8 protein-coding genes are annotated in these 13945 nt (G+C 42.6%); 3 read left to right on the top strand and 5 right to left on the bottom strand.

The features are described from left to right. The 3 genes from QUA42_RS02570 to QUA42_RS02560 form a co-directional block, all read left to right on the top strand. A partial coding sequence (locus QUA42_RS02570; RefSeq protein ID WP_333134824.1) for a PAS domain S-box protein occupies positions 1-5480 on the top strand: 5480 nt, incomplete at its 5' end. Continuing rightward, complete coding sequence (locus QUA42_RS02565) at positions 5477-6853, top strand: response regulator (protein WP_333134822.1); 1377 nt, start codon at positions 5477-5479, stop codon at positions 6851-6853. The genes QUA42_RS02570 and QUA42_RS02565, both read left to right, overlap by 4 nt. A gap of 228 nt (positions 6854-7081) precedes the next feature. Then, a complete protein-coding gene (locus QUA42_RS02560; RefSeq protein ID WP_333134820.1) occupies positions 7082-8095 on the top strand; it encodes a poly(ethylene terephthalate) hydrolase family protein in 1014 nt (337 codons plus the stop codon). A gap of 113 nt (positions 8096-8208) precedes the next feature. Here QUA42_RS02560 and QUA42_RS02555 read toward each other — a convergent pair whose 3' ends face one another. The 5 genes from QUA42_RS02555 to QUA42_RS02535 are packed head-to-tail and all read right to left on the bottom strand — an operon-like array spanning position 8209 to position 13914. Continuing rightward, entirely contained in the window at positions 8209-8832 is a 624-nt protein-coding gene (locus QUA42_RS02555) for a helix-turn-helix domain-containing protein (RefSeq protein ID WP_333134818.1), read from the bottom strand. 39 nt (positions 8833-8871) lie between these two features. Next, a complete protein-coding gene (locus QUA42_RS02550; RefSeq protein WP_333134816.1) occupies positions 8872-10953 on the bottom strand; it encodes a SpoIIE family protein phosphatase in 2082 nt (693 codons plus the stop codon). Then, positions 10950-11942, bottom strand: coding sequence for an ABC transporter substrate-binding protein (locus QUA42_RS02545; protein ID WP_333134813.1), 993 nt, complete (start codon positions 11940-11942; stop codon positions 10950-10952). Before QUA42_RS02545 ends, QUA42_RS02550 begins: the two co-directional genes overlap by 4 nt. Continuing rightward, positions 11939-12925, bottom strand: a complete 987-nt coding sequence (locus QUA42_RS02540; protein ID WP_333134811.1) for an ABC transporter substrate-binding protein — start codon at positions 12923-12925, stop codon at positions 11939-11941. The genes QUA42_RS02545 and QUA42_RS02540 overlap by 4 nt, the downstream gene beginning before the upstream one ends. Further along, positions 12922-13914 (bottom strand): ABC transporter substrate-binding protein, encoded by a 993-nt coding sequence (locus QUA42_RS02535; protein ID WP_333134809.1) that lies wholly within the window; start codon positions 13912-13914, stop codon positions 12922-12924. Before QUA42_RS02535 ends, QUA42_RS02540 begins: the two co-directional genes overlap by 4 nt. Positions 13915-13945 lie beyond the last annotated feature (31 nt).

The raw sequence follows: 13945 nt of genomic DNA, 5'->3' as shown, positions 1-13945 counted from the left end.
ACCGCTTTAATTTAGTATTTCAAAAATTCATCCGCGTGTTTTGTTCAGTTGACTATCCCTTAGTCATCTTTCTCGACGATTTACAATGGGCTGATGCCGCTACATTGAAATTGCTACAAGTAATGATAGCAGATGAACAAACGAACTATCTGTTTCTAATTGGTGCTTATCGAGACAACGAAATTAACCCATCTCATCCTTTAATAATGACTTTGGATGAGCTGCAAAATCAAGGTGCAAGAATCGAGCGAATTACTTTAGCTCCCTTACACCTTCACCAAATAAGTAACTTAATTACTGACACCGTGCGTAAAGACCAAAAATCAGCGCTCCCCCTAGCCGATTTAGTGCTCAGTAAAACTCAAGGTAATCCTTTTTTTGTCAATCAGTTTCTCAAAACTCTCTATCAAGAAAACCTGCTGAAATTCAATTTTCACGAAAGAAACTGGGATTGGGATATTTCCGAAATTGAATCAGTAGGTATTACTGATAACGTCATTGAATTGATGCTTGGTAAATTGAAAAAATTGCCAGAATCAACTCAGAAAGTTTTGCGTTTAGCTGCTTGCGTGGGTAATAGTTTTGACTTAAACACTCTGGCAATTATTAATGAGAAATCGTGGCTAGCCACCTTTCAAGAACTCTTGCCAGCCATCCAAGAGGGATTAATCTTAACTACTTCTGAGTTAGGTGCTACCGAATCAGAAATAATTAACTCAGACTTGGTAATTACTACTTATAAATTTTTGCACGACCGCGTGCAGCAGTCAGGTTACGCTTTGATAGACTCCAAGCTGCAAACAGCAATTCACCTACAAATTGGTCGTCTGTTACTGGCAAATATTTCTCCTGAGCGCCGAGCCGAAAGAATTTTTGAAATTGCCGATCATTTGAATTCGGGTCGGCATTTAATCATTGATGCTCACGAGAAAATTGAACTAGCTATTTTAAATTTAACAGCCGCTCGCAAAGCCAAAGATGCAACGGCTTATGCTGCTGCCAGAGATTACTTAAAATTCGGTCGAGAAATTTTACCGGGCGATATTTGGCAAGACTCCTACGAACTAGCTTTTACGTTTCATAAAGAGCTGGCAGAAGCCGAATATTTAAACGGCAATTTTGAAGAATCAGAAGCTTTAATAGAACTGGCATTTGCCCGGGCAAAATCTGATCTAGAAAAGGCAGAAATTTACAATATTTTGATCGTCCAGTACACTCTGCTGAGTAAATATGAAGCAGCAGTTCAATCTGGACTCAAAGCCCTTCACTTGCTGGGCATAGACTTGGCTGAAGATAATTTAAGCGAGGCGGTTAATGCGGAAATGGCGACAGCTCAAGCTAACTTGGCAAACCAAGAAATTGCTTCATTAATTAATGCAGACAAGATGAAAGACCCGGCTCAACTAATGGCCATGCAATTATTGGGCAACATGGGGCCGCTAACGTTCTTTTCATCTCAAGAACTGTGGAAGTTGACTGTGATCAAAGCGATTAACCTTTCTCTCAAGTACGGTTTTGTTGCGGGAGGGTCTTATTGCTATTCATGTTATGGAATTATCCTGAATTCAATTGTAGGGGATTACCAATCGGCTTATGAGTTTGGCAGACTCGCTCTTACTCTGAGCGAAAATTCAAATAACTTGTCTCAAAACTGCCAAGATAGTGTGATATTTGCCAATTACTTAAACTGCTGGGTGAGACCGCTAAAAACTACGGCTGAAATTAATAACGAATGTTATAAAGTTGGCTTGCAATCGGGCAATTTGCAATGGACGGGTTATAACCGGATGTTTCAAACCATTACCTATTTCTTCCAGGGCATGAATTTGAATAACCTCCTGGAAGATATTGACAAGTCGCTTCATTTCTGCTATCAAACTAAAAATTTATGGGCAATTGATATTATTATTGCTAATAAGACAGCAATTTTAAATTTGATGGGGGAAGATGATGAAATTAGCGATAAACAGCATTTAGAAAATTTTCACGACCGTAAAAGTATGGCAGCGCTGTGCGAGTTTTATGTTTTAAAAGCGCAGACTTTCTATCTTTACGAACAGTATAGTGAGGCGCTAGAAGCATCGGAACGCGCGGCAGAGCTGCTAGATTATTTGATGGGTCATATTTCTAGTGCTCACCATCATTTTTACCGTTGTCTGATTTTAACGGCTCTGTATTCAGAGGTTTCTGAATCGGAGCGAAAAGATTACTGGCAGCAATTAGAAGCTAATCAGAAACAAATCAAAATTTGGGCGGATAACTGCTCGGAAAGTTTTGCACATAAATTCTGGCTGGTGGCAGCAGAAATGGCGAGAATTTCAGGTCGAGATTTAGAGGCGATGGATTTGTACGATCGCGCTTATTCTCAGGCTAGAGAGGGTGATTTTATTCAGAATGAAGCGCTGGCGGCGGAACTGGCTGCTAAGTTCTGGTTGGGGAAAGATAAAGAAGAATTTGCACAAATCTACTTGACTAAAGCCCACTATGGCTACCAATATTGGGGTGCTAAACGTAAAGTTGAGAAGTTAGAGGAAAAGTATCCCCAATTAATAGCGAGAACTTCAGGGAAGACAACTACTCAAACAAAAGTTAACCGCACAACGACTGCGACTACTAGCAACAATTTGGGTGAGACGCTAGATTTAGCTACGGTGATGAAAGCTTCTCAAGCGATTTCGGGTGAAATAGTTTTGAGTAGGTTGCTGGAAAGATTGATGAAAATTGCGATCGAGAATGCGGGGGCGCAAAAAGGTTTTTTGATTTTAGAAAAAGCGGGACACTGGGCCCTTGAGGCGGAAGGTTCGGTGCAGGAGGATGAAGTTAGTGTGCTGCAATCGCTTCCTCTGAATCCAACAACAGCTTCTGGGGGAACTCCTTTGCTGGCTTGTGCGATCGCCAATTATGTGATTCGCACTCAGGAAAATGTGGTGTTAAATAATGCGGCCCAAGAGGGACAATTTACTCGAGATCCTTATATTGCAGCTACTCAACCGAAGTCTATTCTTTGCACTCCTCTGCTGCACCAAGGTAAGCTGACTGGCCTTCTTTATTTGGAAAATAACCTGACTGAAGGGGCTTTTACTACCGATCGCCTAGAATTGTTAAAACTTTTATCTTCCCAAATTGCTATTTCTATTGAGAATGCTCAACTTTACGAGCAATTAGGCGAATACTCGCGAACGCTGGAATGTAAGGTTATAGAAAGAACGCAAGAATTGCAACAGGAAATGGCTGTCAGAATGCAGACAGAAAGAGCCTTGGGCAAGTCTGAAGAAAAGTTTTCTAAAGCCTTTCGTTCCAGTCCTAACCCGATCGCGATCGCCAGATTTGCAGATGGACGCTACATCGAAGTGAACGACAGTTTCCTCAGCACTTTTAGTTACTCTCGCGAACAGGTAATTGGTTTTACAGCAATTGAGTTGAATTTTTGGGTTAATTTAGAAGAATGTGACAGATACAAGCAGCTCTTGCAAGAATCAGGAGTGCTTCGGAATCAGGAATTTGATTTTTGTACTTCATCAGGCGAGGTGAGGAAGATGCTGGTATCAGCAGATATTATTGAGCTGGGTGGAGAAGCGTGTATTCTCTTAGTCATTAACGACATTACCGATCGTCAAAGGGTAGAAGAAGCGCTAAAAGAAAGCGAGGCTAAATACCGTGACTTAGTTGAAACATCGCAGGATATGATTTGGTCAGTTGATGTTGAAGGGCGTTATACCTTCGTCAACGCTGCCGTCCAACAGATTTTTGGCTACAGCCCTGAAGAAATGATAGGGCGAAAATTCAGTGAGTTTCAGATACCTGAACAACTTCCCAAAGATAACGAGATATTCCAACGTATGCTGAATGGAGAGTCCGTATTTCAGTATGAAACCATACAATTAGCTAAAGATAGTAGACCTATCAATCTCCGGTTTAATTCACTTGTAGTGCGGGATTCCGAGGGAAATATTCTAGGAATAACTGGCACAGCAAGCGATATTACGGAAAGTAAAAAAGCAGAGGCGGCCTTACAAAAAGCCAAAGAAGTTGCAGATGCGGCTAACAAGGCTAAAAGCGAATTTTTATCAAAAATGAGTCACGAATTACGAACTCCCCTCAATGCAATTCTCGGCTTTACCCAAGTGCTGGCGCGCGACTCATCCCTTTCTCACATACAGCAGGGACAGATCGGCATCATTAGCCGTTCTGGCGAGCATTTGCTGACGCTGATTAATGACGTGCTGGAAATGTCTAAAATCGAGGCAGGTCGGATTACCTTAAATCCTACTAGCTTTGACCTGTATCATTTGCTCCATTCTCTCGAAGAAATGCTCAAACTCAAAGCTGATTCTAAAGGTTTACAGCTCAGTTGGCACATCAACTCTAACATTCCTCAGTATGTAAAAACTGACGAAAATAAATTGCGTCAAGTCTTGATTAATCTGTTAGGAAATGCGATTAAGTTTACTACGAATGGAAGTGTAACGCTTCGGGTTGCAGCAATTAGTGCGAAACAAAAGTCCCCCATAGACAACGAACCACGGACTATTACGTTTGAAGTGGAAGACACTGGTTACGGCATTGCTCCTACTGAGCTAGATTCTCTATTTAAGGCTTTTGTGCAGACTGACGCAGGTCGGAAATCTCAAGAAGGAACAGGCTTGGGTTTACCCATCAGCCGACAATTCGTACAACTGATGGGAGGAGACATTACCGTCAACAGTACCTTGAATCGAGGAACAATTTTTAGTTTTGATATCCAAATTAGCTCCCCTGAGATGGCTGAAGTTCAACCTCGACAATCAAGAAGGCGGGTAATTGGTTTACAACCCAACCAACCCTCATATCGCATCTTGGTGGTTGATGATAAATGGGAGAGCCGTTTGCTATTGGTTCATCTTCTCGAACCGCTTGGCTTGGAGGTGCGCGAAGCAGTAAATGGTCAAGAAGCTATTAGAATCTGGGAAACTTGGAAACCTCACCTAATTTGGATGGATATGCAAATGCCTGTGATAGACGGGTATGAGGCCACCAGACAAATTAAAGCCAAGATTCAAGATGAGGCTACCGCGATTGTTGCGTTGAGTGCTAGCGCTTTTGAGGAAGAGCGAGCCATTGTTTTATCATCAGGCTGTGACGATTTTGTGAGCAAGCCTTTCCAAGAAGAAGTTATTTTTGCCAAAATGGCTGAACATTTAAGAGTACAGTATATTTATGAAGATTTACCGAACTTTACATTATCTCAGCTTGAGGGTCAAGACTTGAGTGTAAAAGAAGGGGAAAAAACTGAAATTTTAAGGACAACTTTGGCGACAATGCCTACGGAGTGGGTGATACAGTTACATCATGGATCTATCGATGCAGATGCTGACCTGATTTTAAGTTTAGTCGCCACAATCCCTGAATCCAATACTTCTTCTGCGGAGATTATCACCGATTGGATTCATAATTTTAGATATGATAAAATTACTGACTTAACAGAAAAATTTATCCCATGAACACCCAGAAATTAGAATCTTATGTTGCCAATATTTTAGTGGTTGACGATACCCCAGACAACCTGCGTCTTTTATCCACTATGCTAAGCGACAAAGGATATAAAGTTCGGGGGGTAATAAACGGGGAAATGGCATTAAAAGCAGCGCGTTCAACCCCGCCCGATTTGATTTTGCTGGACATCACGATGCCCCAGATGAACGGCTACGAAGTTTGCCAACATTTAAAAGCGGATGGCAGAACTTCGGGTATTCCAGTTATTTTCTTGAGCGCCTTAGATCAAGTATTGGATAAAGTCACAGCATTTGCTGTTGGAGGAGTAGACTACATCACCAAGCCATTTGATTTAGAAGAAGTTTTAGCTCGTGTCGAAAATCAACTAACTATTCAGCGGTTGCAAAAAAAAATGCACGAGCAAAATGCGCGATTGCAGGATTCCGAGGCTAAAGAGCGGCAGAAATCCCAACAACTAGAGCTGGCTCTACAACAGTTACAAAATGCACAAGCTCAACTAATCCAAAGCGAGAAAATGTCAAGTTTAGGGAATGTCGTAGCAGGGGTAGCTCACGAAATTAACAACCCGATTAGCTTCATTAAAGGGAACCTCTCGCCCGTAAGGGAGTACACTGAAGATTTGCTGAGGCTGGTGCAACTCTACGAACAAGATTTTCCTAATCCCACAGCCGCTATCCAGGAACAACTGGAGGCAATCGATTTCACTTTTCTCAGGAATGACTTGCCGAAGTTAATTGCTTCTATGAGCATAGGAGCTGACCGAATCGAAGAAATAGTGCAATCGCTGCGGAATTTTTCCCGACTCGATGAAGCTGAGTTAAAAGCGGTGGATATCCATGAAGGACTTGAGAGTACGCTGATGATTTTGCAGCATAGGCTGAAAGATGAAGCAGATCAAACGATAATTAAAGTGGTAAAAGAGTATGAGGCTTTGCCACAGATAGAATGCTACGCGGGGCAAATGAATCAGGTTTTTATGAATGTTCTGACTAATGCGATTGAAGCGTTGCAATCCCCAAAACGTTGGGCAAATGATGTAGATGATAGCAGCCCAATTCCTACTATTACTATTTGCACGAAGTTACTCTCAGACTTTCAAGTGGGTATTTATATTACTGATAATGGGCCGGGCATAACCGAAGATATTCAACAACGCATATTTGAGCCATTTTTTACAACGAAGAAAGTGGGTACAGGAAAGGGTTTGGGATTATCGATTAGCTATACTATTGTAGTGGACGACCACGGCGGGCAGCTCCGTTGTTTTTCGATACCGGATCACGGGGCGACATTAGCCATCGAAATTCCGATTCACCAATCTCAAAAAGGTTTTTATAAAGAAGATTGGGTCGGGTTATAAGCCACACTAAACTCTAAATATTCAAAAATGGGGTCAAATAAATGGTAAAGCGTGTTAATTTATGAGTTACTTTATTTGCAAGTTTTACACAAGTTTCTATTAATCACAAGTTGATACTCTTAGCCACAGAGTCCGAAATATTTTCCGGCAACGCTCCTTAAATTGCCAAAGGTCACCGACTTGTTTTTTTCCGTAGCTTATACACGCACTCTCAATCCCAAAATAATAATGATGAATTTCCACCCTCATTTTTTTTCGGCAAAAACCCTAGCAATTGTTTGTGCAATTGCTGCGTTTGTTGTCCTTGCTAGCAAAGTCTTTGCCACAACAATCGATTATGCACCGCCATTTAAAGAAATCAGCTTTTACAGTACGACGATATCTGCTAATAAGGATTTAGCTGACATTTATTATCCTAAACCATCTGATCTTAATTCGGGTAATTACTCTTTCCCGATTGTACTTTTATTGCAAGGTGCGCTTGTAGATAAATCATTTTATTCAGATTACGCTAGCCAGGTAGCGCGGTACGGCTTTGTGGTAGTCGTTCCGAACCATTTGCGCCCTTCGCCATTCAATCCCAGTTCACCCCCTAATTTGGCGTCGGAAACTTCGCAAATTGCGGCGGTTTTGTCGCAAATGGCGCTCGAAAACACTAACCCCACATCTCCTATTGCGTCTGTTATCGATACGCAGCACCTTGGTTTATTGGGTCATTCTTTTGGTGGTGCAGTGGGGTTATCGGTGATTGCTAATAAATGCCTCCCAGAATTGTATTTGTGTCAAGAGCCATTTACACGCCCGAAAGAACTATTAGCGGGTGCATTTTTTGGCGCTAACTTGCGGAATCCCATTGCTAATGAATTTGTACCCATCGCTAATGATGGCATTGCAGTGGCGTTGATTCAAGGCGATATCGATGGTGTCGGCCTGCCCGATCGATCTCAAAGCACCTTTGACCAAATTCAAACACCACCCAAAGCTTTGATTACTGTTATGGGTGCAAATCACTTCGGCATTACCGATGTTAATAACCCCGCTGGTGCGAACCCCGATCGCACTTCTGCTACCTTAGAGCGAGCCGTGGGTATTGAAACGATCGCCCGTTGGAGCGCGCTATTTTTGCGGGCCAATATGCTTAAAGATCGAGCTGCATTTGATTATATTTACTCTCAAGGTGACGCCCTCGATCCGAATGTCGGTGTTACCACCGTGGCAGTTCCACAACCATCTTCTAAGTAGCTCCACCTCAAAAAACGTAAGATAGATTAAAGCTAATATAGCAATCCTAAATCAGTTGTAAACTTTTTAGGCCACCCCAACTTTCCCCTTATCAAGGGGAGGGATTAAGAATTTCACTTAGGATTGCTATAGCTCTCTAAATAATAAGCTTTGAAATCCCGTTTTACTTTACCTATAATTTTTAGTTTAAAAGCGGTAATTTTCTTCCTTTTAATCATTTTTGAGCAATTTTTTTGAATTTTTTTGAATTTTTTTTTTAACTCGATGCCTACGTCCTGAGCTTTTTCGTTACTCACAGGCTTTGGTTCCTTTAAGTTGGCTTTCATGCGATAGTGTACTTGCTTGTGTAATGTTTGATATTTGACTGAGACTTGATAGTTTTCTTCTACCCATTGACCAATTTCTTTATAAGTCTTAAAATCACAAGACTCTTCACTTAATTTTTCTGAGATTCCGGCTATTACCGCTGAAGGAATTACTCGGGGTCTACCAGTTGCTTGCCGTATTTCTAACATTTCTGATAGACCGCCAGCAATATATTGTTTTAACCATCTATGTACAGTAATTCTATGTACACCTAAACGTTCAGCTACATCTGTAAGGCTTTGACTAGCTCCAGTTTTTAACCAATAAAGTGCCTGAATTTTTTGTTTATTAGGTAGAGTTCGCTGCTCTGACAGAATTATTTTTAACTCGTCGGCTGTTAAATCAATTCTTTCTTGGTAGTTAACTTTCATAAAGTATTACTCAAACTTTGTTCTTCATTGTAGTATTTCTTATGAGGGAATGATTTCATTAACTAAATTTCCCTTTTCAGTAACGTCAGCCTGCCGCTTAAAGACTAGCAACGTAATATCATCAAACACTTTCTGCTTACCGATATGTTGCCGCACATCTGCAATCACCGCATCCTTAACTCCTGCTGCTGACTTGTGCCAATTTTGACTAATTACTTGACACAATTGCTTCAGTCCATACTGCTTTTTGCCGATGTTATAGGCTTCTGGAATGCCATCAGTATAAAGCACCACGCCATCTCCAGGTTCTAGCTCAATCAGGATGTGACTGATGAAGTCTGCTATATCATCATCTAAAGCGATCGGGAAGCCTAACTCCATCGTATCGATGCGCTCAACATCTCCATTTTTTCGCACAACTAGCGTTTCTTCATGCTGACCGCTGATGCTAATGAGTCCTTCGGAGTAGCTCAAAATCGCCAGCGTCAGACTTTTCTCAGAATTCATGCGCTGTACGTTTTTGTAGAGGGTACGGTTGAGTACATCCAAGAATCGAACGGGGTCTAGTTCACGAATCTCTTGCAGGGTGCGAACTGAGGTTTGCGCCATCAGCATCAGAATGCCGCTTTCCAGGCCATGTCCGGTGACATCACCGATCGCCAGTGTGACAACACCATCGATCTGTAGCACGTCGTAGTAGTCACCTCCTACTTCATCAGCGGGTTCCATGTATCCGGCGATATCTAGTCCGTCAATTTCCAGTTCCTCAGGGTTGGGCAAAATCATTTGCTGGATCTGACGCGCCACATTTAATTCTGCACCTAAGCGGAGGTTGTCTACTTTGAGTTTTTCGTTGAGGGTAATGATTTCCTGATTAGCATTAGCGAGTTCTGCTGTTCGTTCTTTAACTTTGTCTTCGAGGGTTTCAAAGGATTCTTGGATTTGCCTCGCCATGCTATTGAAGGATCGTGCCAGCAGACCGATTTCGTCTCGCGATCGCATCTTCACACGCATATCTAAGTGACCCGCAGTAAACTGGGCAACCGCTTGGGTGAGGTAAATCACAGGCTTTGTTAATAGTTGTGCGATCGCCAAAGCGAGGATAGTTACAATTGTGGCGATGATTGCTAATAAAAGAAGTGCATCACGTATTTGTTTTTCTACAGGTGCTAGGGCAACGGCAATCGGCTGTGCGAAAAGAACTGACCAAGGTTTATATTTCAGGCGGGCGATCGCTAAGAGGCTCAACTCATTATTACCCGTAGCTGCCAATCGTGTGGTTAGATAAGGCTGTTTAGTGTCTAATGCTTGCTTGAGGTCGGGCAAATTGATTGCAAGTTCTTTCGTTAGAGTCTTAGGCAAACGCCCTTCGCGTTGCAGTTGTGCTACAACATTGGGTGACAAAGGCACAATCGATTTGAAAAGGAGTTCAGGTGTAGTGCTATGTGCCAGATGGATATAGTATTCATCTAAAAGAACTCCTAACGATTTCGCACCTGCGTGTTCAGTTTCCCGAGTCACCAACTGCTGGACAGATGTGGCATTGTATGTCACCCGCAATACACCCAATATATTTCCCTTAGCATCGCGAACAGGACTGCTAAAGAAGAGCGTCACGAGCTTGGGAATTGTCGGCGATTGCCTAATACTAGAAACAAAAGATAGTTGAGTTTTGAGCGGTTCTTGGAAGTAATCTTGACCGGATTCATCTCGTCCAACATCCGGTGTATTCGTATCGAGTACATTCCGTCCCTCTAAGTTGAGCAAGGCATAGGAGATAATATTAAGCATATCTTTGCGACTGAGCCGGGTTAAGGTTTCAGTCGCTAACATCTCTTGCGGACTACCATTTCGCCGTTCTGGAGGTAGGCTCAGATAGGCAGACAAACCTGGTAAAATCGCTTCTACGCGCACGGCATTGAGATTTGCATCGATAAACCCGTCTATTCTGTTAGCGGTTTCGTTAGCCGCCGCAGATAGGGATTGTCGTGCGTTGTCGGTCAATGCCTTTTGAGTTGTCTGCTTGTTGATAAATGCTAACAACAGCAACGGAATTAGAGCAACGAGGAGAAATGACACGATTAACTTTGTACGAATGCTGTTGAAAAACGATCGCTTCATGGTTTCAGGCTAGGAGGGGGGGTTAAGAAAGAAGAATTGAACAAGGTTTCTAGATTGGGAATGCGCGTCACATTGCCAGCGCGAATAAAAAAGTCCGCATATTTCTTTGCATTTTTGTAGATATAAGTAGGACTGTCTGATTGAAAGAACTTTTGATTTTCTGCAAGGTCAGTGAGGTCTATTCCCTCGAAAGAGATTGTATTGCTGGGAATATTCAACGCTTTGCTCACGATCGCGTTTCCTTCGGAAATATTGGCTTCCCAATAAGACAAGGCTTGAAGCCAGCCTCGCACAAAGGCGCGAATATCTTCGGGGCGATCGCGTATCACCTCACCCCGAAACGCGACCACATCCAAAATTAAGCCTGGGGTTTGCTTGCTTGTAAACAGGATATGTGCGCCTAATTTTAATGCTTCAGAAAGATACGGTTCCCAAATGTGTCCTGCTTGGATAGCATTGTTTTGTATGCGCTGGGGAACTTCTAAAGCCTCGGTTTTAACCAGGCTAACATCATCGCTCGTCAGCTTAGAGATTTTCAACATCTCACTAACGAAGACTTCGCTAAAGCCGCCTAGATTTGCACCAAGCTTTTTTCCTTTCAAGTTAAGAATTGTTTTAATGTTTGATTGCGCGACTACCACATCAGCACCTGTCGATTCATCCACAACCATCACAGCTTGCATATCGGGATTTGTGGCACTCAAAATGATAAAATCTCCCAAGGTTAATCCGATCCCATCATACTTCCCAGCACTGAAATCTGCTTGTTGCAATTGTAAGTAGTCTACATAGTTCAGTTCCACGTCTATCCCTTGCGCTTTGAAGAATCCTTTCTCTTGAGCAATGATGACAGGTGCATGGCCAATAAAAGGCACACAAGTTACGTTCAGGGAAGGACGTTTTACTTTTAGAGGTTCCGGAGAATGACAAGCAAACAGCAGCCAGCAGGTAATAATAATAAAGATGCTGTTGAAAAATGAGCGCTTCATGGTTTCAGGCTAGGAGGGGGGGTTAAGAAAGAAGAATTGAACAAGGTTTCTAGATTGGGAAGGCGCGTCACATTGCCAGCGCGAATAAAAAAGTCCGCATATTTCTTGGCGTTTTTGTAGATATAATTAGGACTGTCTGATTGAAAGAAGTTTTGATTTTCTGGAAAGTCAGTGAGGTCTATTCCCTCGAAAGAGATTGTATTGCTGGGAATATTCAACGCTTTGCTCGCGATCTCGTTTCCTTCCGGAATATTTGTTTCCCAATAAGACAAGGCTTGAAGCCAGCCTCGCACAAAGGCGCGAATATCTTCGGGGCGATCGCGTATCACCTCACCCCGAAACGCGACCAAATCCAAAATTAAGCCTGGGGTTTGTTTGCTGGTAAACAGGATATGTGCGCCTAATTTTAATGATTCAGAAAGATAGGGTTCCCAAGTGTGCCCTGCTTGGATAGCCTTGTTTTGTAGGCGATCTGGAACTTCTAAAGCATCGACTTTAACCAGCCTAACATCATCGCTCGTCAGCTTAGAGGTTTTCAACATCTCAGTAACGAAGACTTCGCTAAAGCCGCCTAGATTTGCACCAAGCTTTTTTCCTTTCAAGTTAAGAATTGTTTTAATATCCGATTCCGCGACTACCACATCTGCACCTGTCGATTCATCCACAACCATCACAGCTTGTATATCAGGATTTGTGGCACTCAAGATAATCAAATTGCCCAAGGGCAATCCGATGCCATCATACTTCCCTGCACTGAAATCCGCTTGTTGCATTGAGTAGTCTACATTGCTCAGTTCCACGTCTATCCCTTGCGCTTTGAAGAATCCTTTCTCTTGAGCAATGATGACAGGTATATAGCCAATAAAAGGGACACAACTTACTTTCAGGGGAGGACGTTTTACTTTTAGAGATTCCGGAGAATGACAAGCAAACAGCAGGCAGCAGGTAATAATAAACAGGCTGTTGAAAAACGAGCGCTTCATGGTTTCAGACGAGGAGGGGGGGTTAAGAAAGAAGAATTGAACAAGGTTTCTAGATTGGGAAGGCGCGTCACATTGCCAGCGCGAATAAAAAAGTCCGCATATTTCTTGGCGGTTTTGTAGATATAATTAGGACTGTCTGATTGAAAGAACTTTTGATTTTCTGCAAGGTCAGTGAGGTCTATTCCCTCGAAAGAGCTTGTCTTGATGGGCATATTCAACGCTTTGCTCAGGATCTCGTTTCCTTCGGGAATATTTGCTTCCCAATATGACAAGCCTTGAAGCCAGCCTCGCACAAAGGCGCGAATATCTTCGGGACGATCGCGTATCGCCTCACCCCGAAACGCGACCAAATCCAAAATTAAGCCTGGGGTTTGTTTGCTTGTAAACAGTATATGCGCCCCTAATTTTAATGCTTCAGAAAGATGCGGTTCCCAAGTGTGCCCGGCTTGGATAGCATTGTTTTGTAAGCGATTGGGAACTTCTAAAGGCTCGACTTTAACCAGGCTAACATCATCGCTCGTCAGTTTAGAGGCTTTCAACATCTCAGTAACGAAAACCTCGCTAAAGCTGCCTAGATTTGCACCAAGCTTTTTTCCTTTCAAATTAGGGATTGTTTTAATGTCGGATTGGGCGACTACCACGTCTGCACCTGTCGATTCATCCAACACCATCACAGCTTGCATATCAGGATTTGTGGCACTCAATATCACCAAATCGCCCAAGGTCAATCCGATGCCATCATACTTCCCTGCACTGAAATCCGCGTCTTGGAATTGTGAGTAGTTTACATAGCTGAGTTCCACGTCTACCCCTTGCATTTTGAAGAATCCTTTCTCTTGAGCAATGATCAGAGGTGTATAGCCAACAAAAGGAACACAAGATACTTTTAGGGGAGGGGGTTTTACTTTTAGAGGTTCCGGGGAATGACAAGCAAACAGCAACCAGCCGATAATAATAAAGATACAGATGAAATTGAGTAGTTTAGACATACTCTCTAAAGCATTCCTGGTGTAGAAAAGG

The sequence above is a fragment of the Microcoleus sp. Pol11C2 genome (assembly GCF_036701505.1).
Classification (GTDB): Bacteria; Cyanobacteriota; Cyanobacteriia; order Cyanobacteriales; family Microcoleaceae; genus Microcoleus.
This window is presented reverse-complemented; position numbering and strand designations above follow the sequence as displayed.

What these genes read in the sequence shown, in the direction of transcription:
- QUA42_RS02565 (WP_333134822.1), top strand. Translation starts at nt 5,477, where the DNA reads ATGAACACCCAGAAATTAGAATCTTATGTTGCCAATATTTTAGTGGTT.
- QUA42_RS02560 (WP_333134820.1), top strand. Translation starts at nt 7,082, where the DNA reads ATGATGAATTTCCACCCTCATTTTTTTTCGGCAAAAACCCTAGCAATT.
- QUA42_RS02555 (WP_333134818.1), bottom strand. Translation starts at nt 8,832, where the DNA reads ATGAAAGTTAACTACCAAGAAAGAATTGATTTAACAGCCGACGAGTTA.
- QUA42_RS02550 (WP_333134816.1), bottom strand. Translation starts at nt 10,953, where the DNA reads ATGAAGCGATCGTTTTTCAACAGCATTCGTACAAAGTTAATCGTGTCA.
- QUA42_RS02545 (WP_333134813.1), bottom strand. Translation starts at nt 11,942, where the DNA reads ATGAAGCGCTCATTTTTCAACAGCATCTTTATTATTATTACCTGCTGG.
- QUA42_RS02540 (WP_333134811.1), bottom strand. Translation starts at nt 12,925, where the DNA reads ATGAAGCGCTCGTTTTTCAACAGCCTGTTTATTATTACCTGCTGCCTG.
- QUA42_RS02535 (WP_333134809.1), bottom strand. Translation starts at nt 13,914, where the DNA reads ATGTCTAAACTACTCAATTTCATCTGTATCTTTATTATTATCGGCTGG.